Origin of the sequence: Bradyrhizobium sp. sBnM-33 (genome assembly GCF_032917945.1) — a bacterium.
Taxonomy (GTDB): Bacteria; Pseudomonadota; Alphaproteobacteria; order Rhizobiales; family Xanthobacteraceae; genus Bradyrhizobium.
Map to the genome: position 1 here is coordinate 4,353,042 of NZ_CP136624.1, position 22,190 is coordinate 4,375,231.

Annotated in this window: 22 protein-coding genes and 1 pseudogene; 13 read left to right on the top strand and 10 right to left on the bottom strand. The window is 62.0% G+C overall.

Features of this window, described 5'->3' with window-relative positions:
* Positions 1–175: 175 nt before the first annotated feature.
* Positions 176–1,189, top strand: coding sequence for an acyltransferase family protein (locus RX328_RS19945; RefSeq protein ID WP_213245951.1), 1,014 nt, complete (start codon positions 176–178; stop codon positions 1,187–1,189).
* Positions 1,190–1,425: 236 nt separating this feature from the next.
* The gene (locus RX328_RS19950) at positions 1,426–1,893 is read left to right on the top strand and encodes a GlcG/HbpS family heme-binding protein (protein WP_213245949.1); all 468 of its coding nucleotides are present in this window, start codon (positions 1,426–1,428) and stop codon (positions 1,891–1,893) included.
* A 425-nt stretch (positions 1,894–2,318) separates the two neighbouring features.
* Here RX328_RS19950 and murI read toward each other — a convergent pair whose 3' ends face one another.
* Positions 2,319–3,107: a glutamate racemase gene (gene murI / locus RX328_RS19955; RefSeq protein ID WP_213245947.1), complete on the bottom strand. Its 789-nt coding sequence runs from the start codon at positions 3,105–3,107 to the stop codon at positions 2,319–2,321.
* Between the two features lie 334 nt (positions 3,108–3,441).
* Complete coding sequence (locus RX328_RS19960) at positions 3,442–3,840, bottom strand: RidA family protein (RefSeq protein ID WP_213245945.1); 399 nt, start codon at positions 3,838–3,840, stop codon at positions 3,442–3,444.
* 164 nt (positions 3,841–4,004) lie between these two features.
* On the opposite strand from RX328_RS19960, the gene RX328_RS19965 reads away from it, so the two are divergent.
* A complete protein-coding gene (locus RX328_RS19965) occupies positions 4,005–4,601 on the top strand; it encodes a TetR/AcrR family transcriptional regulator (RefSeq protein WP_312017920.1) in 597 nt (198 codons plus the stop codon).
* Between the two features lie 27 nt (positions 4,602–4,628).
* Here RX328_RS19965 and purB read toward each other — a convergent pair whose 3' ends face one another.
* The 3 genes from purB to RX328_RS19980 form a co-directional block, all read right to left on the bottom strand.
* Positions 4,629–5,936 (bottom strand): adenylosuccinate lyase, encoded by a 1,308-nt coding sequence (gene purB, locus RX328_RS19970; RefSeq protein WP_213245943.1) that lies wholly within the window; start codon positions 5,934–5,936, stop codon positions 4,629–4,631.
* Positions 5,937–6,112: 176 nt separating this feature from the next.
* A complete protein-coding gene (locus RX328_RS19975; protein WP_213245941.1) occupies positions 6,113–6,766 on the bottom strand; it encodes a response regulator transcription factor in 654 nt (217 codons plus the stop codon).
* Entirely contained in the window at positions 6,766–8,136 is a 1,371-nt protein-coding gene (locus tag RX328_RS19980; protein WP_213245939.1) for a histidine kinase, read from the bottom strand. Before RX328_RS19980 ends, RX328_RS19975 begins: the two co-directional genes overlap by 1 nt.
* Before the next feature lie 201 nt (positions 8,137–8,337).
* Between RX328_RS19980 and RX328_RS19985 the strand changes: the two genes are divergently transcribed.
* The 9 genes from RX328_RS19985 to RX328_RS20025 all read left to right on the top strand — a co-directional run bounded on the left by RX328_RS19985 (position 8,338) and on the right by RX328_RS20025 (position 15,726).
* A complete protein-coding gene (locus tag RX328_RS19985) occupies positions 8,338–9,105 on the top strand; it encodes a MotA/TolQ/ExbB proton channel family protein (protein ID WP_213245937.1) in 768 nt (255 codons plus the stop codon).
* Positions 9,102–9,776: a hypothetical protein gene (locus RX328_RS19990; RefSeq protein WP_213245934.1), complete on the top strand. Its 675-nt coding sequence runs from the start codon at positions 9,102–9,104 to the stop codon at positions 9,774–9,776. Before RX328_RS19985 ends, RX328_RS19990 begins: the two co-directional genes overlap by 4 nt.
* Positions 9,769–10,377, top strand: coding sequence for a hypothetical protein (locus RX328_RS19995; protein ID WP_213245932.1), 609 nt, complete (start codon positions 9,769–9,771; stop codon positions 10,375–10,377). Before RX328_RS19990 ends, RX328_RS19995 begins: the two co-directional genes overlap by 8 nt.
* 54 nt (positions 10,378–10,431) lie before the next feature.
* Positions 10,432–10,656 (top strand): hypothetical protein, encoded by a 225-nt coding sequence (locus RX328_RS20000; RefSeq protein WP_213245930.1) that lies wholly within the window; start codon positions 10,432–10,434, stop codon positions 10,654–10,656.
* A 77-nt stretch (positions 10,657–10,733) separates the two neighbouring features.
* Complete coding sequence (locus RX328_RS20005) at positions 10,734–11,330, top strand: TetR family transcriptional regulator (RefSeq protein ID WP_213245928.1); 597 nt, start codon at positions 10,734–10,736, stop codon at positions 11,328–11,330.
* A 286-nt stretch (positions 11,331–11,616) separates the two neighbouring features.
* Positions 11,617–12,642: an ABC transporter substrate-binding protein gene (locus RX328_RS20010; protein WP_213245926.1), complete on the top strand. Its 1,026-nt coding sequence runs from the start codon at positions 11,617–11,619 to the stop codon at positions 12,640–12,642.
* A 67-nt stretch (positions 12,643–12,709) separates the two neighbouring features.
* A complete protein-coding gene (locus RX328_RS20015) occupies positions 12,710–14,221 on the top strand; it encodes an ATP-binding protein (RefSeq protein WP_317258787.1) in 1,512 nt (503 codons plus the stop codon).
* Complete coding sequence (locus tag RX328_RS20020) at positions 14,218–14,583, top strand: response regulator (RefSeq protein WP_213245922.1); 366 nt, start codon at positions 14,218–14,220, stop codon at positions 14,581–14,583. Before RX328_RS20015 ends, RX328_RS20020 begins: the two co-directional genes overlap by 4 nt.
* 57 nt (positions 14,584–14,640) lie before the next feature.
* On the top strand, positions 14,641–15,726 hold the full coding sequence (locus RX328_RS20025) for a response regulator (protein ID WP_312017919.1): 1,086 nt from the start codon (positions 14,641–14,643) through the stop codon (positions 15,724–15,726).
* A gap of 103 nt (positions 15,727–15,829) precedes the next feature.
* Here RX328_RS20025 and RX328_RS20030 read toward each other — a convergent pair whose 3' ends face one another.
* The 3 genes from RX328_RS20030 to RX328_RS20040 all read right to left on the bottom strand — a co-directional run bounded on the left by RX328_RS20030 (position 15,830) and on the right by RX328_RS20040 (position 17,547).
* Positions 15,830–16,204, bottom strand: a complete 375-nt coding sequence (locus RX328_RS20030) for a DNA-directed RNA polymerase subunit N (protein ID WP_213246331.1) — start codon at positions 16,202–16,204, stop codon at positions 15,830–15,832.
* 179 nt (positions 16,205–16,383) lie between these two features.
* A complete protein-coding gene (rpe, locus tag RX328_RS20035; protein ID WP_213245918.1) occupies positions 16,384–17,085 on the bottom strand; it encodes a ribulose-phosphate 3-epimerase in 702 nt (233 codons plus the stop codon).
* Positions 17,086–17,253: 168 nt separating this feature from the next.
* Positions 17,254–17,547: a hypothetical protein gene (locus RX328_RS20040; protein WP_312017918.1), complete on the bottom strand. Its 294-nt coding sequence runs from the start codon at positions 17,545–17,547 to the stop codon at positions 17,254–17,256.
* Between RX328_RS20040 and RX328_RS20045 the strand changes: the two genes are divergently transcribed.
* Positions 17,546–18,097: an EF-hand domain-containing protein gene (locus tag RX328_RS20045; RefSeq protein WP_312017917.1), complete on the top strand. Its 552-nt coding sequence runs from the start codon at positions 17,546–17,548 to the stop codon at positions 18,095–18,097. The genes RX328_RS20040 and RX328_RS20045 overlap by 2 nt on opposite strands.
* Before the next feature lie 34 nt (positions 18,098–18,131).
* Here RX328_RS20045 and RX328_RS20050 read toward each other — a convergent pair whose 3' ends face one another.
* Together RX328_RS20050 and RX328_RS20055 are read right to left on the bottom strand one after the other, a co-directional pair.
* On the bottom strand, positions 18,132–19,127 hold the full coding sequence (locus RX328_RS20050; RefSeq protein WP_213245914.1) for a P1 family peptidase: 996 nt from the start codon (positions 19,125–19,127) through the stop codon (positions 18,132–18,134).
* 67 nt (positions 19,128–19,194) lie between these two features.
* Positions 19,195–21,967: pseudogene (locus RX328_RS20055) on the bottom strand (PAS domain S-box protein).
* Between the last annotated feature and the right edge of the window lie 223 nt (positions 21,968–22,190).

Genomic DNA, 22,190 nt, shown 5'->3' on the forward strand with positions numbered 1-22,190 from the left:
ATTCGTGGGCCATCGAGCCACCTGCTTTTTGCGCATCGACATTCAGCCCGCCACGCATGGCGATACGGACATGCGTCAACCGCACAACCATATGTTAATAGCTTACCCGCAAAAATTGCGTTCACAAAAATGAGCGTGCCGGGGCGTTATGCGGACATTCTATGGTGTGCAAGCCATGCGCGGCGTCGCGGCGCTGGCTGTCGTCTGCGGACACGCGGTGATCGCTCGCTCTGATCCGGCGACGCAAAATGCCGCCGAAGCGGCGCACACGATCCTGGCGAGCGGCGTCGACATCTTCTTCGTCATTTCCGGGTTCATCATTGCGACCACGGCCGCGTCGCAAACAGACGCGCTGAATTTCGCTTTCAGAAGGGCCATTCGAATCTATCCGATGTATTGGCTTGTATTGCTGGGGGCGTTTGTCAGTTCCTACTGGATCGCACCTGGCCCGGGAGATCGCGCTGCGCTGGACCTCGGCCACCTCTTCGCGTGGGACTATCCGAACTGGTATATCCCACCCGCCTGGTCGATCGCATTTGAAATGCACTTCTACGCTGTTGTTGCGGTGATACTTGCCATTGCACCGCACCGCCTTTTCGAGCTCTTGTTCGTAGGCCTCGGCGTTGCGGTGGTCGCGGTCGTTTTTAAGCTGCCTCTCGGGATCTATTCGCATCCCCTAATTCTGGAATTCGGCGCCGGTGTCTTTATCGCTTATCTTGTCCGGATGAAGGGAACGCTGCCTGTTTTGCCATACAGCACGGCTATCTCCGCAGCCTTATTCGCTGCGGGCTGGTACTGGATCTTCGTCCACGGATCGAGCAATCCTCAATTGGCACGTGTGCCGACCTATGGTCTTGGTGCGGCACTCCTCATCTATACCGTGGTCTCGGCCGAACTCCACGGCACTTGCTTTTCGCGCATCCTGCAATGGTTCGGCAGCATCTCCTATTCGCTCTACATCTCACATTATCTGCTGATCAAATGGATCGCGAACTTCCCCGAGCTGTGGCAGATTTCTCCGGCCGGCGTCATCATAGCCAGCATTTTGCTTTCGATCGGCCTCGCGGCGGTCTTGCACCTGCTTGTCGAAGTGCCGACGCTCAATTGGGGTCGCAAGCTCAGCCTGATGCGCAGGGGCGGCGAACTCCCGCTTACCTTCGCTGGCGTGCGAGATCTTCAGAAGCCCTGAGCGGGTTGATCAATGCCCGGCAGTTTACGCCGGCACGCGGCCGCCGACAAACGGCATCAGCGCCTGGCTCGGCGTATGCGGCCGCTGGGAAGTGAAGGTCATCTTCGGCCTCGGCCTGATAGCTCGGGCGCTTGGCTGGCAGCGAACCATAGGGCTTTGCGACATCATTGGACATCGACGTTTTCATCCGCCCCGGTATGATCCCCTGCACAATAAAACCTAGGGAGGAGTCGAAGATGAGGACAATCCTAGTCGCCGCTGCACTCGCCGCCCTTACCGTTGGCGCATCCGCGCAGGACAAGCGCCCTGACTACGGCACAGCGGTCAATGCCGCGGGTGCTAAGAAGATCGCAACCGGCGTCCTCGCCGAATGCCAGAAGAACGGATGGAACGTGGCCGTCGCGGTGGTCGATAATCACGGCTTCCTGGTGTACTTCGAACGCATGGACAACACGCAGACGGCCAGCATGGACATCGCCATCGGTAAGGCGAGGTCCGCGGCGACCTATCGGCGCCCGACCCGCGTTTTCATGGAGGCGATCAACAAAGGCGGGACAGCCACGGCCACTCTGCCCGGGGTCTTTGCCTCGCCTGGCGGAGTGCCGATCATGGTCGACGGCAAAGTCACTGGCGGCGTGGGAGTGAGTGGCGTCACCGGCGACCAGGACGAGCAATGCGCCAAGGCCGGCCTTGGAACGACATAAAAATTTCATTCGGCGTACGAGAGCCGGCACGGTTCTGCACGCAGCCGTGCCGCGCCATGACTAGAGCATGATGAAATTGGATTTGATTGCGACCACGAAGAAGGTGCGCGCTCCCTCTCCCGCTTGCGGGGGAGGCATAGGCGGCCCATGTCCGCCGTTCTTTAGTAGAAGGCCGATGCGGAGCATCGGCTATGGGTGGGGATGTCTCCGCGGGCGACACTGCCCGAGTGGAGAGAACCCCCACCTGGCGCTTCGCGCCGACCTAAGAGCGAGCTTTGCTCGTCTCGACCCCCGCAAGCGGGAGAGGTGAAGTGCGTCTGCGGCCAAATCGATCTAACCAAAGATCATCATGCTCTAACCGCCAAACTGACCTTTTTATTAAGTTTTTCAGTCCACTGCTTTTTGAATACACACCACAGCCGACGTTACGCCGGCACGCGGCCGCCGAAAAACGGCATCAGGGCCTGGCTCAGCGTATGCGACCGCCTGGACGTGAATATCATCTCGGCCCCAGCCTCGTCGCTTTTCCGGCCTAGCGACCCCAGCAGTTCGGACACGCGCCGGGCGATCGCGGGGGCTGGATCGATCCAGTCAACCGGCCACGGCGCGAGTTGGGTCAGGCGGTCGAGCAACAGCGGATAGTGGGTGCAGGCCAGCACGACGGTGTCGGTGCGATGCTCACCGTTTCCGACAAAGCAGGGGGCAAGCTCGGCCGCAATATCCTCGTCGCGCACGTCGTTGCCGCTGAGCGCGGATTCGGCAAGGGAAGCGAGCTCGGCCGATCCCACCAGCGTCACTTCGCAACCTTGCGCGAAATCATCGATCAGCCGCTTGGTGTATTCGCGCTTGACGGTGCCCTTGGTGCCGAGCACCGACACGCATTTGGTCTTCGAGCTGGCGCAGGCCGGCTTGATCGCGGGCACGGTGCCGACGAACGGCACGCTATAGGTGCTGCGCAGATGCGACATCACGAGCGTGGAGGCGGTGTTGCAGGCAATCACCACCAGGGCAGGGGCGTGCCGGGCGATCAACTCGCCGACCAACGGCACCACGCGGGCGATGATCTGCTCCTCGCTATGATGGCCGTAGGGAAAGAACGCGTCGTCGGCGACATAGACGTAGTGCGCGTCGGGCCGGGTGCGGACGATCTCGCGCAGGACCGTGAGGCCGCCAAGGCCGGAGTCGAAGACGAGGATTTTCGGCGGGGATGACACGCTGCGACCTTAGCCGATCTGCGGTTACCGTTAGGTTGCTTCGAGGATGCCGGCGGGGGTCACGGAGCTTGTCGGCGGCGGTTGTGGCAATTTGGAACCATCTAATTCGGCTTGGCAAGGCCGGGAAACTGCTGGTTCGGCTACCCAGGGCACCCACGGGCAAAGTTCGACCGAACTGCGATGGGAGTGTCCAGGAGACGACGGACGGCCGTCCGTCCGCTGTCTCTGGGCGGCGATCAACGCGTGGTCGAGCGGGGTCAGCGGCAGCTTGGTCAGCATCGGCTTTAACTCCAGTGCAAGAGACCAGGCACCTTCGACGCTCGCCGCCAATCGATCAGGTGGACTGAGGAATTCGCGCGATGACCTTGATCTCAAAATCGAAGCCCGCCAGCCAGTTAACGCCCACCGCGGTCCAGTTCGGATAGGGCGGCTCACCGATCTCCTTCAAGCGAACTGCGTTGACCGCCTCCCATTGCGTGGCCGGGTCGGTGTGGAACGTGGTCACGTCAACGACGTCGTCGAACGTGCAACCGGCAGACTTCAGCACGGCCGAGAGATTGTCGAAGGCAAGTTGGACCTGTTTTTCGAAGACCGGCTCCGGCGACCCGTCATCGCGGCTGCCGACCTGGCCCGAGACGAACAGAAAGCCGCCCGAGCGGATCGCCGCCGAATAACGGTTGATCTCGTAGAGCGCCTGCCTGCCAGCAGGAAAGATTGCATCGCGTTTGGCCATAACGTCACTTCCTTGTTCAAAGGCAGGCCAGACCTCCACGGTTCCGGCTCTTTGCATTCCATTGTCGGGCGGTGTTTGACATACGCTCCGTATGTTTCTATAAATTACATACGCCGCGTATGTCAACTAGCATACGGGGCGTATGTCTTTTGCGGGGAATGGCGGTGGCCGCGAAGCGACGCGCACAAATGGTGGAGGAAACCCGGGCCAAGCTAATCCGGGCCGCCCGGAAGGCGTTCGCGACCAAAGGCTATGCGGCGGCGTCGATGGACGATTTGACCGCCGAGGCCGGCCTGACGCGCGGCGCGCTCTATCACAACTTTGGCGATAAGAAGGGTCTGCTGCAGGCCGTGATCGACCAGATCGACGCGGAAATGATGGCGCGAATGCGCGCTGTACAAGATCGGGCGGAGACCCGGTGGCTCGGCTTTCTCGCCGTGGGCGTCGCCTATATCGAGATGGCGCTGGAGCCGGAGATTCAGCGCATCATGCTGCTGGACGGGCCGGCCGTGCTCGGCGATCCATCGCTATGGCCCAACCAGACTGCGTGTCTTCGCACGACGATGCAATCGATCCAGGCGCTTATCGACGAAGGAACGGTGAAGCCGATGGATGCGGAAGCTGCCGCGCGGCTCATCAACGGAGCGGCGCTCAACGCCTCGCTCTGGATTGCCGCAGCCGACGATCCGCACGCCGTCTTTGCAAAGGCTGTCGAGGCTTTCCGACATCTAGCGGTCGGTTTGCTGCAGACCGAGAGATGACCGTCAGGCGTTCGGATGGCGTGCGTGTCAGCTCTCGCCGAACACGCGCCTGAAAATCGTATCGACGTGCTTGAAGTGATAGCCGAGGTCGAACTGCTCCTCGATTTCGGCATCGCTCAGATGCTTTTTCACGTCGGCGTCTTTTTTCAGCAGCGTCTGGAAGTCGCCTTCGCCGCGCCAGACCGGCATGGCGTTTCGCTGGACGTATTTGTAGGCGTCCTCGCGGCTGGCGCCCTTCTGCGTCAGCGCGATCAGAAGCCGCTGCGAATGCACGAGACCACCGAGGCGATCGAGGTTCTTCTGCATGTTGGCGGGATAGATCAGGAGCTTCTCGATCAGCCCGGCAAGCCGCATCAACGCGAAGTCGAGCGTCACGGTGGCATCAGGCCCGATCATACGTTCGGCCGAGGAGTGCGAGATGTCGCGCTCGTGCCAGAGGGCGACATTTTCCATCGCCGGCATCGCATAGGCGCGCACCATGCGCGACAGGCCGGTCAGATTTTCCGACAGCACCGGGTTGCGCTTGTGCGGCATCGCCGACGAGCCCTTCTGGCCCTCGGAGAAGAACTCTTCGGCTTCCAGTACCTCGGTGCGCTGCAGATGGCGGATTTCCATCGACAGCCGCTCGACGGAGGAGGCGATCACACCAAGCGTCGCAAAATACATCGCATGGCGGTCGCGGGGGATTACCTGGGTCGAGATCGGCTCCGGCACCAGCCCCATCGCCTTGGCGACATGTTCTTCCACGCGTGGGTCGATCTGGGCGAAAGTGCCAACGGCGCCCGAAATCGCGCAGGTCGCGACTTCCTTGCGGGCGGCGACGAGGCGCTCGCGGGCGCGGGAGAATTCCGCATAGGCATAGGCAAGCTTGAGCCCGAACGTCACCGGCTCGGCGTGGATGCCATGCGAGCGGCCGATGGTCGGCGTCATCTTGTGCTCGAAGGCGCGCTTCTTCAGCGCGGCCAGAACCTTGTCGAGGTCTGATATCAAGAGGTCCGCGGCGCGGGTGAGTTGCACGTTGAGGCAGGTGTCGAGTACGTCGGAGGAGGTCATGCCCTGGTGGACGAAACGCGCCTCGGGGCCGACGATTTCGGCCAGATGGGTCAGGAAGGCGATGACGTCGTGCTTGGTCTCGCGCTCGATCTCGTCGATCCGCGCCACGTCGAAGGTCGCATCCCTGGCCTTGGCCCAGATCGCCTTCGCCGCTTCCTTCGGGATCACGCCCAATTCCGCCTGCGCATCAGCCGCATGCGCCTCGATCTCAAACCAGATCTTGAAGCGGGTCTGCGGCTCCCAAATGGAAGCCATTTCGGGGCGGGTGTAGCGGGGGATCATCGAAAACTCCGGACGAGCAGGGCGGGGCGGAAGGCTATCCCCGGCCGATTTGTTTTTTACGCCACGGCTTAGCAAATCGTGTCAGGAGAGGCCACCCATACAGGGCCGCAGAGACGGGAAAACCGAGAGCTCCGGCAGGGCAGAAACCCGTTCGGCGACGGGGCGCCCCGCCGTCCCTATAGGCTGGCCAGCCCGCATTCCACGGCCAGGCGGACAAGCTGCGCGTCCGTCCGCATGCCGGTCTTGGTCTTGATCAGATAGTGGTAGTTCTGCACGGTCTTCATGCTGATATTGAGATTCGAGGCGATCTGCTCGGTGGTGGCGCCGGCAGCCAATTGCCTGAGGATCTCGATTTCGCGCTCGCCCAGTTGATCGAGCACCGATCCCGAGGGGGAGAGGCTTTCGAGCGCCAGCACGCGCGCGATGTCATCGCTCATCGCCTGTTCGCCGCGGACAAGCGAACGGATCGCCCGGATCAGCGCTGATGGGTCGGAGCCCTTCGTGACATAGCCGTTCGCGCCGGCATTGAAGGCGGCTTTCACCTGCGCCGCCTCGCAGTGCATGCTGAAGACGAGAATGCGGGTGTCGGAGGAGCGGGCGCGAATGTTCCTGATCGCCTCGAGCCCGCTGGCGCCCGGCATCGATATGTCCATGACCACGACGTCAGGAGCGTGCGCCTTGAACGCGCGATAGGCGTCGGCGGCGTTGTCGGCTTCGGCTACCACCTGGAAATCATCCTGATGCTCCAGCACGCGCCGGTAGCCTTGCCGGACTACGGGATGGTCGTCGACGAGCAGGATCGAAACGCCTTTGGTCTGCGACGCGGTCATCAGGCTGCAAGCGGGATCGTGGCGGCCACGCTGACCCCGCGGGTCGCATCCGCGATCGATAGCGAGCCGCCGAGCGCTGTGACCCTCTCGCGAATGCCGGTCAGGCCGAAGCCGGGAGAGCGGGCCAATTTGGCCGCATCGCCGCCGCCGTCGTCCTCGACGTGAACCAGCAGCGCGTTTTCGGCGCCGGTGCGCCGCTCGATCCGCAGCACGATCACCCGCGCCGAACTGTGCCGCAAGGAATTGGTCAGGCACTCCTGGGCGACCCGATAGGCGGTCGCGGCGACGGCGCCGCGGACGTCGGCGAGGTCGCCCTTGAGATCGAGCTGGATCATCGGCTGTGCGGCGTTCCGCGAGCGCCAGCTATCGACGAGATCGACGAGGCAGGCCTCGAGCCCGAGTTCCTCGGCGGGCGGATGGCGCAAGCGGTTCAATGTATCGCGCAGACACGCCATGATGCGGTGGGTGGCTTGCGAGATCATCCGCGCGTCCTGCGCAACCTCGCTCTTGTCTTTTTCCTGCGCGCTGGTTGCTTCGATCGTGTTGGCGAAAGCGAGGATCGCCGTCAGGTTCTGTCCGAATTCGTCATGCAGTTCACGGGCAAGCGCCCGCCGCTCGTCGCTGCGGATTTCGAGCAGGCGCCGGGTCAGCGCGGCGCGTTCCTCCATGGACTGCGCGAGACGGCCGCCGAGATCGCCGACGGCCTGTCCGATCATGGCAAGTTCCATCGATCGGAAGCGAGGCAGCGACGTGCTGTATTGTCCGCGCGCCATCCGCTGCAGCGCGGCGACGATCTGCTGCGCCGGCGCAAGCGTGTGCGCAATCGCGAGCGAGGCAAGCAGCGCGATTGCAACGGCCATCAGCAGGGCGACGTGGATGTTGTCGAGGATGTGCTGCCAGGCGAGTGCGATGGCGGCACTTGGATCGGCAGCGGCCGAGACGCTGCCTGCGTTGGCCGCGCGGGTGCTGATCGGCTGGACGACCGCGGCGTGATCCCCAAGCAGTGTCTGCACGGTGGCCGCGAACCAGCGCGGCGGAGATTGGCCGATCCCCTTGTTCTGTCCGCAGAGCGGCTTCTCGAACGCGCCCGCCGGCTCGAGCCGGATGCAGATGCCCGGCGAGATCAGCCCCATCGTTTCGATGGTGCGCCATTCCGGCACCGGCAGGAGTTGCTCGCGCATTCTGTTGCTGCGCAACATCAATTCGCGCCAGTAGAGCGCTTCCAGCGCCACCGAGACACGCTCAGCGGAAGCGGCCGTGGCACGATCGACGCTGCGATGCGCGTCGATCGTTGCCCAGATGGTTGCCGCTCCCAGGCACAGGATGACCACGACAAACAGGCGGCCGACGAGCTGGAGCACGAGGCGCATGCGATCACTCCCGAATGTGCGGATAAGCGTAACAGCACCGCCAACCCGTGCCAATGCAGCGAGTTCTAATTCGGGAAAATTTCCCAACCAACCGTGGGCATATGTCTTTGGACGCGGTCGTGACCGCTGATCTATCAAAGCCAGGGCCTATTCGCAGGCGGCCTTTGGACCGCGGTGCGCGTTTACAGGAGCTCATGCAGCATGAGTGCAACGGCTGGCGCCGAGACCGCAGCATCCGGCGCGGATACGTCGGAACGCAGCGTACTCCTGCTATGGATGATTTTCACCGGGCTTTCGGTTTTCGCCGTGGTCGTCTTATGGCGATACGGGTTGCTCCATCTGATGATCATTTCAGACCGCACCTACATTTCGAGCGTCATTGCCGTCCTCTATATCGTCACTTGCTTCCATTGCTTCTGGCGGACGCGTGCGATTGCGCGTGAAGGCGAGATCGCGCGACGCTGCCGCGCGATCCTGGCGGTCCCGGGCGGCGCAAGGGGGCTGGACGAGGATGCGCGCGCCTTGCCGGGTGGGCTGGTGACGGATCACATTCGCAGCCTGGTGCAGAAGGCCAAGGCGCAGGCTGCCGGGCGCATCGACCAGACGCTGCTGCTCCGCTCGCTCGCCGACCGGCTGCGCGGCTCCAACGGATTTGGCGCGTTCGTGTCCGACACGCTGATGAAGCTCGGGCTGCTCGGCACCATCATCGGCTTCATCATCATGCTGGCGCCGATTGCCACGCTCGACGCGGCCGACAAGGCCGCAATGAAATCATCGATGGGCTTGATGAGCGACGGCATGGCGGTGGCCATGTACACGACGTTGGCCGGCCTGATCGGCTCCATCCTCGTGAAGATCCAGTACTACATGCTGGATGCCGCGACCCAGCGGGTGTTTTCCGATGCCGTGATGCTGACCGAGACGCACGTCACCCCGGCCCTGGAACGCCATCTTGGAACGCCGGCATGATGGACGATTTCGGTCTCTATCCCCGCGAGGAGGCCTTCGATCCGCTCGGCGTGATGCTGTTCAAGGCGCTTCAGGTGATTGCGTTCCTGTTCTTCCTGGCGCTGCTCGCGGTTTCGCCGGACGCGAAGGACGGCAAGATCGATTCCAAGGCCGAGTTCATCATCACGATGGACTGGCCGGACAACCATCCTGACGATCTCGACCTGTTCGTGCAGGATCCTGCCGGCAACATCGCCTGGTATCGCCATCGCGAAGCCGGCTTCCTCACGCTCGATCGCGACGACCGCGGCGGCGCCAACAATTTCATCGTCGTCAACGGCAAGAAGATTGCGTCGCCGATCCGGGAAGAGATCGTCACTGTGCGCGGCATCGTGGCCGGCGAATACACCGTCAACGTCTCGCATTTTCAGGCAACGACCGGGAAGCCCGTGGCGGTGAGCGTGAAAGTCCAAAAACTCAATCCGACCGCGCAGGTGATCTTCGACAACAAGCTGACGCTGGATCACACCGGCGAGGAAAGAACCGCGCTACGTTTCTGGCTGGATGCCGAAGGCAAGGTGGTCGATGTCCAGCAGCGGCAGAAGTCGCTGATGGAGACGTTCCGCAACGTCCGGGCCAATGGCGCGGATCTCGATCCGAAAACCGGCGTCAGGATGCCGCGCCGTGAGTAACCTGCAATCGGTCGTCCTCACGCTCGCTCTCAGTTACGCGCTGATCGGCGCGCTCTTGCTGATTGTCCTCGTCTATGCGCGCTTGCCCTGGTCGGCCAAGGCAGTCGCCGTGGTGGTGACGAGCGCGTTCTACATTGCGAGCTTCATGGGCGTGCGCGGCCTTTTGGGGTGGGCCAGCGTCGACAGGCTGCCCGCAAGTTTCAAGCTGTTGCAGGCGCGCATCGTGGAGCCGCACTCGCTGGAGGGCGATCCGGGCTCGATCTATCTCTGGGTCGAAGCGCTCGACGACGGCAATCGGCCGAGCGGCGTCCCCCGGGCGTTCCGCGTTCCCTATAGCGACAAGCTCGCGCAAAAGACCGACAAGGCGACCAGTGAGATCGCCGCCGGGCGACCGCAGGGCGGCCGCGCTGCCGATTTTGGCGATGGCGGGGGCAGCCTGCTCGAGGCTGTCAGGGAGTACATCATGCCCACGGCGATCATCGATACGTCGGGAGGCGACCCCTCCACGGGCGCGGGATTGGCCGCAGCACCCCGCGACGGCGACGGCGTGTCGTTTACGCCGCTGCTCCCGCCGCGGATGCCACCCAAGGACGAGCAGTAAGTTTAAGGCGGGAAGCGGCGGGACTCAGAAGGCCGATCGATCACGGGTTATTGAATGACAGATATTGAAATCTGTCAGCGAGACATGCTATATCCATTGCCGACGCTGATACTGGGCGTCACCCGGCTCGTTGGCTCTGAGCCCCGGGTACTTGCAAAGGACTACGCCATGACTGCCCATCTCATTCATCTGACCGCCCAAATCCAGCGCTGGCTCAACCAGAGCGTCGCCCGTCATCTGGCTGCCCAGGCCGAGCGGCTGGAACCGGTGAAACATTAACCCGCCAAAAGGGGTTAAAAGCGGATTGCAAGGGGGATTAGAATGACCGCCCGTCCCGTTGTTTCGCAGGTGTGCGCATGAACGAAGTCGTGGTTTTGACCCCCGAACGGATCCTGGAGGTCACCGAAGACGTTTTGCGCCGCTACGGGCTGGCCAAAGCAACGGTGGTGGATGTTGCCCGTGCGCTCGACGTCAGCCACGGCAGCGTCTACCGCCATTTCCCCAGCAAGGCCTCATTACGCGAGGCGGTGGCCAAGCGCTGGCTCGACCGTCTCAGCGCGCCGCTCCTGAAGATCGCTGAAAGCTCCGGCCCGGCGCCGGCGCGGCTCGATAAGTGGCTGCGCACGATGTTTTCGATCAAGCACAAGCGGCTCGGCGACGACCCCGAGATGTTTGCGACCTACCTGACGCTGGCGCGCGAGGCCTGCAAGGCCGTGAACTGCCACAAGGACTGCCTGGTCGATCAGATTGCCATGATCCTGTCCGATGGCGTGAAGCATGGTGTCTTTCAGGTGGCCGACGTCAAGGCGACGGCACGCGCCATTTTCGACGCCACCAGCCGCTTCCACCATCCTGCGCACGCCGAAGAATGGAACGAGCCGGGTGCCCCGGCGCGAATCGATGCATTGCTCGCGCTGCTGCTCAAGAGCCTGGAAGCGCCGCGCAAGCAGTGACGGCCCTTTTGTAATCCGAACCGTTTTGGGATGAAGCGGCTACGGCAAGGTCAAGTGCCGAGATCACGTTGAGCCGAAGCCGACCACGTGTGCCCCAAAGGAGCTTTGGAAAACATCAGTTCGGTGAGGGATTCCAGTAACCGCAAACGCGTCAGGCATTCGGCCATATCCGAGGTGGCTCGGCGGTGCTATCTTCGTCACTAGCTGGACCCTTAGTCCCGCAAATCACGTCGGACCGACGGTCGGCCCCCGGAAGCTACCGCTAAGGTATTTCGAGGAGGTCCCGATGCATACGAATCGTCGCGACTTGCTATTGGCGGGGTGCTGCGCCGCCTCCACTGCGCTGCTTTGGAGCGTTACCCCTCGGCTCAGGGCCGAAGAGCCCGATCCGCCGCCAGAAACCGCCACAATCCGCCTCGCGAAGACCCCAAGCATCTGCATCGCGCCTGTGTACGTGGTAAGCGATCTGCTGAATGCCGAGGGGTTCACAAACGTCGTTTACGTCGAAAGGGGCGTGTACGTTGGTAGCGGCGCTGAACAAAACAAAGCTATCTGGAAAAGCGACGTCGACTTCAACGTGAATTTCTCTGGTCCACTTGTTCTTGAGATCGATCGGGGCTTGAGCACTACCATTCTGGCCGGGATTCATGTCGGCTGTTTCGAGCTATTCGCCAGAGAGGGCATACGCAGCGTCGCCGACCTGAAGGGTCGAACTGTCGGCATTCAATCGCTTGAGTCACCCCCGCATGTATTCCTGAGCGCGATGGCGACACTTGTTGGACTCAATCCCTCCAAAGATATCGAGTGGGTGACGAGCGCGAAGGTCAAACCTATCGAGTTGTTCGCCGAGGGAAAGATCGACGCCTTTCTCGGATTTCCCCCAGAACCTCAACGCTTGCGCTCGCAGAACATCGGTCGTGTTATCGTCAACAGCGCACAGGATCGCCCATGGTCCCAGTATTTTTGCTGCATGTTGGCGGGGAATAGCGAATTCGTCCGAAAGAATCCCATCGCCACCAAGCGCGTGGTGCGCGCCATGCTCCGGGCGACAGATTTGTGCGTGAGCGAGCCGGCTCTTGTTGCACAGCGTATGGTGGATAGGGGTTTCACGGCTCGCTACGACTATGCGGTCCAGACGCTTGCGGACGTGCCGTACAACCGCTGGCGCGAGTACGATCCTGAGGACACAATCCGCTTTTACGCGCTTCGTCTGCGTGAAGCTGGGATGCTGAAATCAAGCCCTGCGAAAATCATCGCGGATGGAGCCAACTGGCGGTTCCTCAATGAGGTTCGACGTGAACTTGGAGGCTGATCCGACGTCGTTCCTTGGTCAGCGCCCGCTCTCTGCAGCGCCGCGAGCAAGCGGAGACGGGGCGTGGGTGAAGAACGGTCTCCTCGGCTTCGAATTACGCCCCTCGCTGCGCACGAAATTGCTGATAGCCTTCTTCGTAATCGAGACGCTCTTGGTCTCGGTTGGGGTAATCGGCCTTCTTGCGCTGCGCGAAGCCGACCAGCGGGCGAACCAAGTCGTTGGCCTGCGGCAAAAGATCGAGGCATATCGGCAGATGCAGCACGGCACGCTTCGACAGCTTTATGGCGTATCCACAGCTCTCGCCTTTCCGAACGAAACGACATTGGCAGGTGCGCTGCGGCAGATCAACCAGTTCGGGTACGACCTTGACCGTGTTTCGTTCGTCGCAAAGGACGAGGTTGCGCTGCTCAACCAAGTGCGCGAAGAATATGCGCGTTTCATTGCTGTAGTCTCACATATTGTGGATCTCATCCGCAATGGTCGCGCGGCCGAGGCCAAACAGAGCGAGCTGGTGGAGCTCGGGCCGCTCGCGGACAAGCTCGAACGACTAACCAATCAATTGGTCAACCGGGCCGAAGCGGACATGGTCGCCGGTCTGGACGCCAGCCGGCAAACCTATATCAAATCTCAAATACTTGTCGCCGCTGTCGCGCTCGCAAGCTTCGTGCTTACGCTGGTCTTGGGACATGCGATCTCGCGATCGGTAATCGACCCAGTCCGCATTATCCACGACGGCCTAAATCGAATAGCGGCCGGCAATTTCGCCGAGCGCATCGAGGTTCCCAATCGAGACGAACTTGGAGAACTTGCGGCGCACGTCAATTCGGCCTGCGAAGAGCTCCATCAGCTCTACGAACGCCTTGCAGAGGCGAGCCGTCACAAATCGCAGTTCCTGGCAAACATGAGTCACGAATTGCGAACGCCACTGAACGCGATACTCGGCTTTTCAGAGCTCCTGCTGGACGGCATCTACGGCGATCTTCCAGAAAGAATGCGATCAGCCGTCGAACGCATCCAACGGAACGGCAAACATCTGCTCGGGCTCATCAACGATGTCCTTGATCTCTCCAAGATCGAAGCCGGACAGCTTCGACTTTCTCTGGCCGACTATTCCGTAGAGGAATTGGTTAGCGGCGTTTATGTATCCGTCGAATCCCTCGCCGCCGAAAAGCAATTGGGTTTGAGAGTTTCCGTTCCCCCTGGTCTGCCGCCGGCGCGAGGAGACGAACGCAGGCTCGCTCAGGCCCTGTTCAATCTTGTTGGTAACGCGATCAAATTCACCGATGCGGGAGAGGTTCGGATCGAAGTGGAGGCGAACGGGGATTCCTACAAATTTTCCATCCAAGATACAGGACCGGGCATCGACGAAGCCGATCAAGCAAAAATCTTCCAAGAATTCCAGCAAGTGGACAACTCGATCACCAAGACGAAGGGAGGCGCTGGATTGGGCCTCGCCATCGTAAAGCGAATTGTGGAGATGCATGGTGGACGAATCTGGGTAGAATCCCGCCCCGGTCATGGCGCGAGATTTTCGTTTCTGGTGCCGGCCCGACTTGAGCAACAGGCGACGCAGACATGAGCAAGCGCGTACTGGTGGTCGAAGATCAGGAGGACAATCGGCAGATTCTGCGCGATCTGCTCGCAAGCGTAGGTTACGAAATGATCGAGGCGCATGACGGCGAAGGAGCGCTCATAGCAGCGCGCACCCAAAGTCCCGACCTGATCTTGATGGATATCCAACTGCCCATTCTTGACGGATACGAGGCGACACGGCGCATAAAAGCACAATCAGATCTCCGCCATATTCCAATCGTCGTCGTCACCTCCTATGCGCTTAGCGGCGACGAAGAAAAGGCGCGTGCGGCGGGCTGCGATGCCTACGTTGCCAAGCCCTACAGCGCACGAAAGCTACTGGAGACGATCAATCGATACCTGACATAGGGTTCCAGCGCGTCCAGACGTGGAGCAGAAATGCATGTCCCACCCCGAATCCTGATCGTGGATGACAACGAAACGAATCGCTGCCTCCTTACCGCGCGGCTCGGTGCCGAGGGTTATGAGACCATGGAGGCTGAAAACGGCGAGAGGGCGCTCGCAGTCGTGGGTGAAGTCGCGCCGGACGTTGTCCTGCTCGACGTCATGATGCCGAAAATCGATGGCTTTGAGGTCTGCCGGCGACTGAAGGTCAACAATACGCTTGGATTTGTTCCAATCATTATGGTTACGGCGCGGACCGATTCAAAGGATGTCGTCACGGGACTTAACGCGGGCGCCGACGAATATCTGACCAAGCCGATCGACCATGCGGCCCTGGTGGCGCGTGTGCGCTCTATGCTCCGCATCAAGGAATTGCATGATCGAGTTGAAGCCCAGGCAGTCGAACTCGCTGCGTGGAATAGAATGCTTGAGCAACGCGTTGCGGAGCAAGTTGTACAAATTGAACGGGTTAGCCGCCTAAAGCGTTTTCTTTCGCCGCAGATAGCAGAATTGATTCTTTCTTCCTCGACATACGAGCTCTTGGCGAGCCACCGCAGACAGGTGGCGATAGTCTTCGGTGACCTAAGAGGTTTCACCGCCTTCTCCGAGATCGCCGAGCCCGAGGAGGTGATGGCGGTGATGCGGGAATATCATGCAACCTTAGGCTCCCTCGTCCACGAGTTCGAAGGTACGTTGGAGAGATTCCTGGGCGACGGAATCATGGTGATTTTCGGCGATCCGATTCCTTTTCCAGATCCGTGCGAGCGAGCTGTCCAGATGGCGGTCGCGATGCGAAGCCGGCTATTGGAACTATCGAAGAAGTGGCGGCGTGAACGACACGAACTCGGTTTTGGTGTCGGCATTGCATATGGATATGCGACGCTCGGCGCTATTGGTTTCGAGGGCCGCTCCGAATATAGCGCGATCGGGACAGTAGTAAATCTCGCTGCCCGTCTTTGCGCGGAGGCGCGCGACGGTCAGATTTTGGTCGATAGCAAAGTGCATGAGGCGCTAGGCGAGAGGGCGACTGCGGAGCCCGTAGGTGAATTGACGCTCAAAGGTTTGCGTCGTCCCATAGCGGCGTACAACGTGATAGCGATGACTTGAGGGGAGATGCCGATCATGAGCGCACTCGAAGCGACCGGGCCGGACGTCCGGCTGTTATCCGGCCGACCAGAGTTCAAGGGCTAGCGATGGATCAGGCGTGCGCTCACTCGAGAGTCTGGACCGGCGGCAGCTTTGTGCTGGAGCGCGGCGGGTTCGGCACGGGATAACTGGTGACGCGGCCGCTGCGTTCGGCCTGACCGGCGGATGCGGGGCCTACGGCTTCCGCCCTGGCACCTCGCACGCTGTCTCTCGAAGTATGTCTCCGGTGCCGCGACGAGCGCGAGCCTTCCAGTCCCCACGAGCGCGATATCGAAGGCCCGGCCGTGTAGCCGACGAACGCGCCGGCGAGGGCCCCAACCGGGCCCAGCACGACGGCACCGGCTACGGCGCCGAGGGCCGCGTCGCCTGCGCGCTGCGCGAGCGCGGCTGAGGGCGCGAGTACCAGGAGCATTGCGGCTGCGGTGAAGGCCTTGATCATATCTCTGTCCCGTCCGTGAAAGACGGGATGCTGGTCCGCGTTTATGGCGAGATGCGTGAAGCTTTGTGGCCGGAGCATGGACTTTCGGGTTCCATGGCTCGCCGCACGCCGGGTGTGGCTTTCCTGCTGTCCTGCTTACGTCGTTCAGTGCGCTCGGCGTGTGAGGGCGGCAGTCCGCGCTAGACCGCTTCGCCGCGCGCCAGCGCCGCTGCGTTGCGGATCGCGGATATGTTGGCCTTGTAGGCTTCCATGGTGCCACCCTTGAACACCGCGGAGCCCGCGACCAGCGCATTCGCGCCGGCAGCGGCCAATTGTCCGGCGACCTCAGGCGCGACGCCGCCATCAACCTCGATGTCGATCGGACGTCCCGCGGTCATCGCCCTGATGTCGCTGACCTTGCCGAGCGCGGATTTGATGAATGCCTGGCCGCCAAAGCCGGGATTGACCGACATGACCAGCACCAGATCGATCAGGTCGATGACATATTCGATCGCGCTCGCCGGCGTACCCGGGTTGAGCGAGACGCCGGCCTTCTTGCCGAGCGCACGGATCGCCTGCAGCGAGCGATGCAGATGCGGTCCGGCTTCGGCGTGGACGGTGATGTGATCGCAGCCGGCCTTTGCAAACGCCTCGAGGTAGGGGTCGCAGGGCGAGATCATCAGATGCGCGTCGAAAATCTTCTTCGTATGCGGGCGCATCGCCTTGATGACATCGGGGCCGTAGGAAATGTTCGGGACGAAATGCCCGTCCATCACGTCGAGATGGATCCAGTCGGCGCCCGCCGCGTCCACGGCGCGGACTTCCTCGCCGAGCTTGGCGAAATCCGCCGCCAAAATCGACGGTGCGATGACGAGGGGACGCGCCGCAAATTGCTGGGACATGTGCGTTTTCCCGAAAGGCCTGCGAGAAGGCGGAACGGCCCCCGCGTAACATGCAGCACGGCCGGGGGCAATGCGGAGCGCCGACGTCTCCTGTGGGCGGAAAAATCTGCCGCGGCGGGCAGCTATTGCCGGGTTTGCTGATCGAACGGAATACGGAAAAGCCCGATTTTATTGGATTTTCGTCATGGCATAGCACTTGCTGAGGAAAGCGGACAGAAGGTGTGGGCCGCTATTTCCTGCGCGGCATTGTTGGAGTTCCGCCATGTTCTTTGCTCTGGGCGCCGCGTCATCGGCTATCGATGCTCTCAAGGCGCTGACGTCGTCGAAGTCACCAGCGCCATCCACCGGCGTCAGCCAGAACTCGGCAAGTCCGTTCGCCTTCATGTCCTCGAATGCGTCGGCTTCGATCGGCCCAGGAACTGGTTCGGGCGGCACCGGCTCGCCGATATCGCCGGAAACCATGAGCGCGCTGCTTGACGCGCAAAGCCAGTCTTCGACGGGATCGACCACAGCTTCCAAGAGCCGCCACAACGCGCTGAAGGATCTGTTCGGCCAGATCGATGGCGACGGCGACGGCAAGATCAGCAAGACGGAATTCGAAGAGGCGCTTGGCGCCGGCGGCACCAATCTTGCGCAGGCCGACAGCGTGTTCGGCAAGCTCGACCAAGACGGCGACGGCTCGGTCAGTCTCAAGGAACTGGCGTCGGCGCTCCGGCCCAACAACGGCCATCATCGCGATCGCGATGAGGCGAGCAATAGCGACGGATCAGCTTCCGATCCAGTCTCGCAGGCACGGCAGGGCGCTACCACCACGTCAGTCACCAACAGCGACGGTTCGGTAACGACATCGCTGACCTATGCGGACGGCTCGAAGGTGACGATGACGTCCCCGGCCTCCGGAAGCTCGTCCAGCGCGGCAACCTCGTCCTATAATTTCATCGAGCGGATGATCCAGCGCGAGGCCAAGGCGATTTCATCCGCCGCCACCGCATCGCTCTCGGTCAGCGCCTGAGCACGAGACTGGCGATGATCCTTCGGACTCCGACCTAGCCGAAGCGATCTTTCCAGGCAGGTAATGCGCCGGCAAAGGGCAGTGCGGTCGCACAATGCACGCCGCGCGCGATCGCGCGCGAAACCGTGTTGGCGGCTACCATGCCGAGTTCGGTGAGGCCGAACAGCGGATCGATCGGCTTCTTGCCGGTCGCGGCGGCAAACACCACGTCGCCGTCCAGCGGCGCATGCACGGGATAGATGGCGCGCGCCATGCCGGTTTGCGCAATCATCGCGAGCCGCCTGGCCTGCGGTTTGGACAGCACCGCATCGGTGACGATGACCACCAGCGTGGTGTTCTGCGACGGAGTCGCTAACGGCGCGCCCTTGAGGCGGGCTCTCAGCATATCAGGCGTGAACGAGGGCGGCAGTCCGTGCCCGCCAAACTCGCTGTCCTTCTCGAACGGCGCCGCCCAGAACCACGGGCCGTCGCCGACGGTCACGCTGCCCACCGCATTGACCACCGCGAGCGCGCCGACGGTCACGCCGCCGTCGGTCTGTGCCGAAGCGGAGCCGAGGCCGCCCTTGAAATTGGCAGTGGTCGCGCCGAGGCCGGCGCCGACGCTGCCGAGCGCGAAATCGTCAGCCGCCGCACTGGCCGCGGCGTAGCCGAGATCGCGATAGGGGGGAAAGCGTCCCCATGCCTTGTTGCCGCCGTTGAGCAGATCGAAGCAGATCGCTCCCGGAACGATCGGGATGACCGCGTCACGGATTCGAAAACCGCGCCCCTGTTCGGCAAGCCAGGCCTGGACGCCGCCGGCGGCATCCAGTCCGAGCGCCGAGCCGCCGGAAAGCGCGATGCCGTCGATCGCCTCGACGGTGCTTTCAGGGCTGAGCAGCGCTTCCTCGCGGGTGCCAGGGCCGCCGCCGCGCACGTCGATCGAGGCCACGGCGGGCGAGTCGAACAGGATCGCGGTGACGCCGGAAGCGGCGGCTACATCGTGGGCGTGGCCGACGCGAACGCCGGAAATATCGGTGAGCAGGTTATTCAAAGCGCCGGTCCGTGGGCTGCATCCGCCTGGAGCGTTCCATCACGGATATATCAGCCGCAGCGCTGCTTCAACTGGCCAGCGCCAGCCGGATCATCCGGGCAAGCTCGGATTTGCGATAGGGCTTTGCCAGCAGCAGCACGCCGGAATCCAGCCGGCCGTGATGGACGATGGCGTTTTCGGTATATCCCGAGGTGTAGAGCGTCTTGAGGTCAGGCCGGCGCTTCAGCGCCTCGTCGACGAGTTGGCGGCCGTTCATGATGCCAGGCATGATCACGTCGGTGAACAGCAAATCGATGGCGGGGCCATCGTCGATGATGCGCAGGGCATCGGAGGCGTTGGCCGCCTCCAGAGTCGTATAGCCCAGGCTCTCGATCTGGGTCATCACATAGCGCCGCACCAGCGCATCGTCCTCGACGACGAGGATGGTTTCGTTGCCGCCCTCGATATTTCCCGAGACCAGCGCTTCCGCCGCGGTCTGCTGCAAGCCCGTTGCCCGCGGCAAATAGATCTTGACGGACGTGCCGTGGCCTTCCTCGCTGTAGATCTTGACGTGTCCGCCCGACTGCTTGACGAAGCCGAACACCATGCTCAGCCCGAGGCCGGTGCCCCTGCCGACTTCCTTGGTCGTGAAAAAGGGTTCGAATACCCGTTCGAGCAGCGCGGGCGGGATTCCGGAGCCGGTGTCGCTGACTGCGATCATCACGTAATTGCCGGGCGTGACCTCGCTGTGCAGGCTCGCGTAGTTTTCGTCGAGGAAGACATTGCTGGTCTCGAGCGCAAGCTTGCCGCCATTGGGCATGGCGTCGCGCGCGTTGATGGCCAGATTGAGGACGGCCGTGGTGAGCTGGCTCGGATCGACCAGCGCGGTCCATGCATCCTCGGCCAGTAGCGGCGTAATTTCGATGTGTTCGCCGAGCGTGGGGTGCAGCAGCTTGGCGGCCTCCAGCACCAGCGCGTTGACGTCGACTTCGACGGGCTGTAACGGCTGCTTGCGGGCGAAGGCGAGGAGATGCTTGGTCAAATTGGCCCCGCGCTCCGCCGCCTCGTCGATCAATTTCGCGACGGCGGCGAGCTGAGGCTGATCGGCGACCGCTTCTTCCAGAATGCCGATGGTGCCGGTGATCACGGTCAGGATGTTATTGAAGTCGTGCGCGACGCCGCCCGTGAGCTGGCCGACCGCGTCCATCTTCTGCGCGTGCCGCAACTGGGCTTCCGCAGCCTGCTTTTCGGTCAGGTCGCGGCCGATGAAGAAATGGCGGCGGACCGGCTCCGACCAGGTCCCGGTCCAGTTCAACGCGACGGACTTGCCCTCCTTGCTGATATAGCGCGTCTCGAAATTGCGCTTGCTTCGCCCCCGTCGTCCCGCCCGCATCTCCTTGCGGGTGTGTTCGAGGTCGTCGGGGTGGATGAACTTGATCGCGTTGTGTCCGACCATTTCCGATGGCTGATAGCCAAGGATGTCGCTGACGCTCGGGCTGACCTGGATCAAATTCCCCACAGAATCGCTCACCAGGATGAGGTCATTCGAAGATTCGAAGATGCGCCGACGCTCTTCCATCTCCTGGTCAAGCGCCTGCTCCGTTCGCCTCCTTTCCGTAATATCGCGCGCGATCTTTGAAGCGCCGATGATCTCGCCGGAAGCCGACCGGATCGGAGAGATGCTGAGCGAGACGTCGACGGTGCGTCCGTCCTTGCAGACGCGCGAGGTTTCATAATGTTCGAACCGCTCGCCATGGCCGACTCGTTCCAGGAGATTGCTGATCTCCGCGCGTTTGTCCGGCGGGACGATGATCGATAGTCTTGCCGACCGCTTCCGCCGCCGTGAAGCCGAACAGGCGCTCTGCGGCGCCGTTCCAGCCCGAAATGGTTCCGTCGAGCAGTTTGGTGATGATGGCGTCGCTGGACGATTCCACGACGGCGCTGAACAGGCGCTCGCGTTCGGTGCGAAGATTTCTTTCCGAGACGATTTCGCGGCGCGATGTTCCGAGCAGGCGCGCGAGCTTGGCTTGCAGTCCGACATTATCGATCAGCAACACGGCGAGCACGAAACTTGCGGCGCAGAGGCCGTAGATGCGGCCGAGATAGAAGCCGACATCGAACCGCGCCACGTTCAGGATCGCCGACAGGGCGATGTCGAACAACCAGGCGCTCATCACGACCATCAGCCAGACGTCGAGGACGAAATGCGGCCTGCGAAGCCACAGCACTATCAATGCAGCGAAGCTCAGGCACCATACGGTCGAAACCACCCCCAGCATGGTAGGCGTGTAGTGACCGCCGCTCAGAAGGATCGGCAGACGATCGTGTTGCGCCGTGACGACCCAGGTGAACGCCGCGATCGCGACACTGACCGCAACGATGCTCGTAACGACGGCCGCCCGGGCCGCGCCCCGTATTTTCGGCTCGTCGTCCCCTGCTTTCAGCAGCGCATAGCCGAGAACCAGTAGCGGGAATACGCCGTGCCAGACCATGTAGAGCCAAACGGTTGTCTGCGTTCCCGCGCCGAGCAGCCCGCCCGGCGCGAACAAGCCGGGAAAGGTGAGGGTGTGGACAATGGCCGCTATCGCCGTGAACAAATATCCGCTGGCTAGCAGCAGCAGCGCCCGCGAGCGGGTAATCGCGAACTGAGAAAACAGCAGGACGGCGGTGATCAGGTCGTTGATAGCCAATGCGGACTGATAGCTCGCGACGAACGCCGGGACCGGGGCAAGCGGCACGCCGGCAAACGGCACGGCGCAGGCGAACAGCACCGCGGAGACGCCGACCACGGCTAGCGCAGCCATGCGATCGCCGCGCGTCGCCTTCATCGTGGATAGAAAAATGTTGCGCTCGTCACCCATTGTCTTCCGGCCAAAATGGCAGCGAACGCGCCATGATCAAAAACTTCAAACACCAAAAAACTATGCATCCGATAAAACTATGCATCCGATGCGGCTGGATATCCAGCCGCTATCGGCGCGGGATTTGCGCGGCCAAGACTACGCTAGTGGCGCCGCGGCGGGAATCAACCCAAGGTTACGTATGACCTGAAGGAAACAGCAGGGAAGCTGATTGGGGTAACCA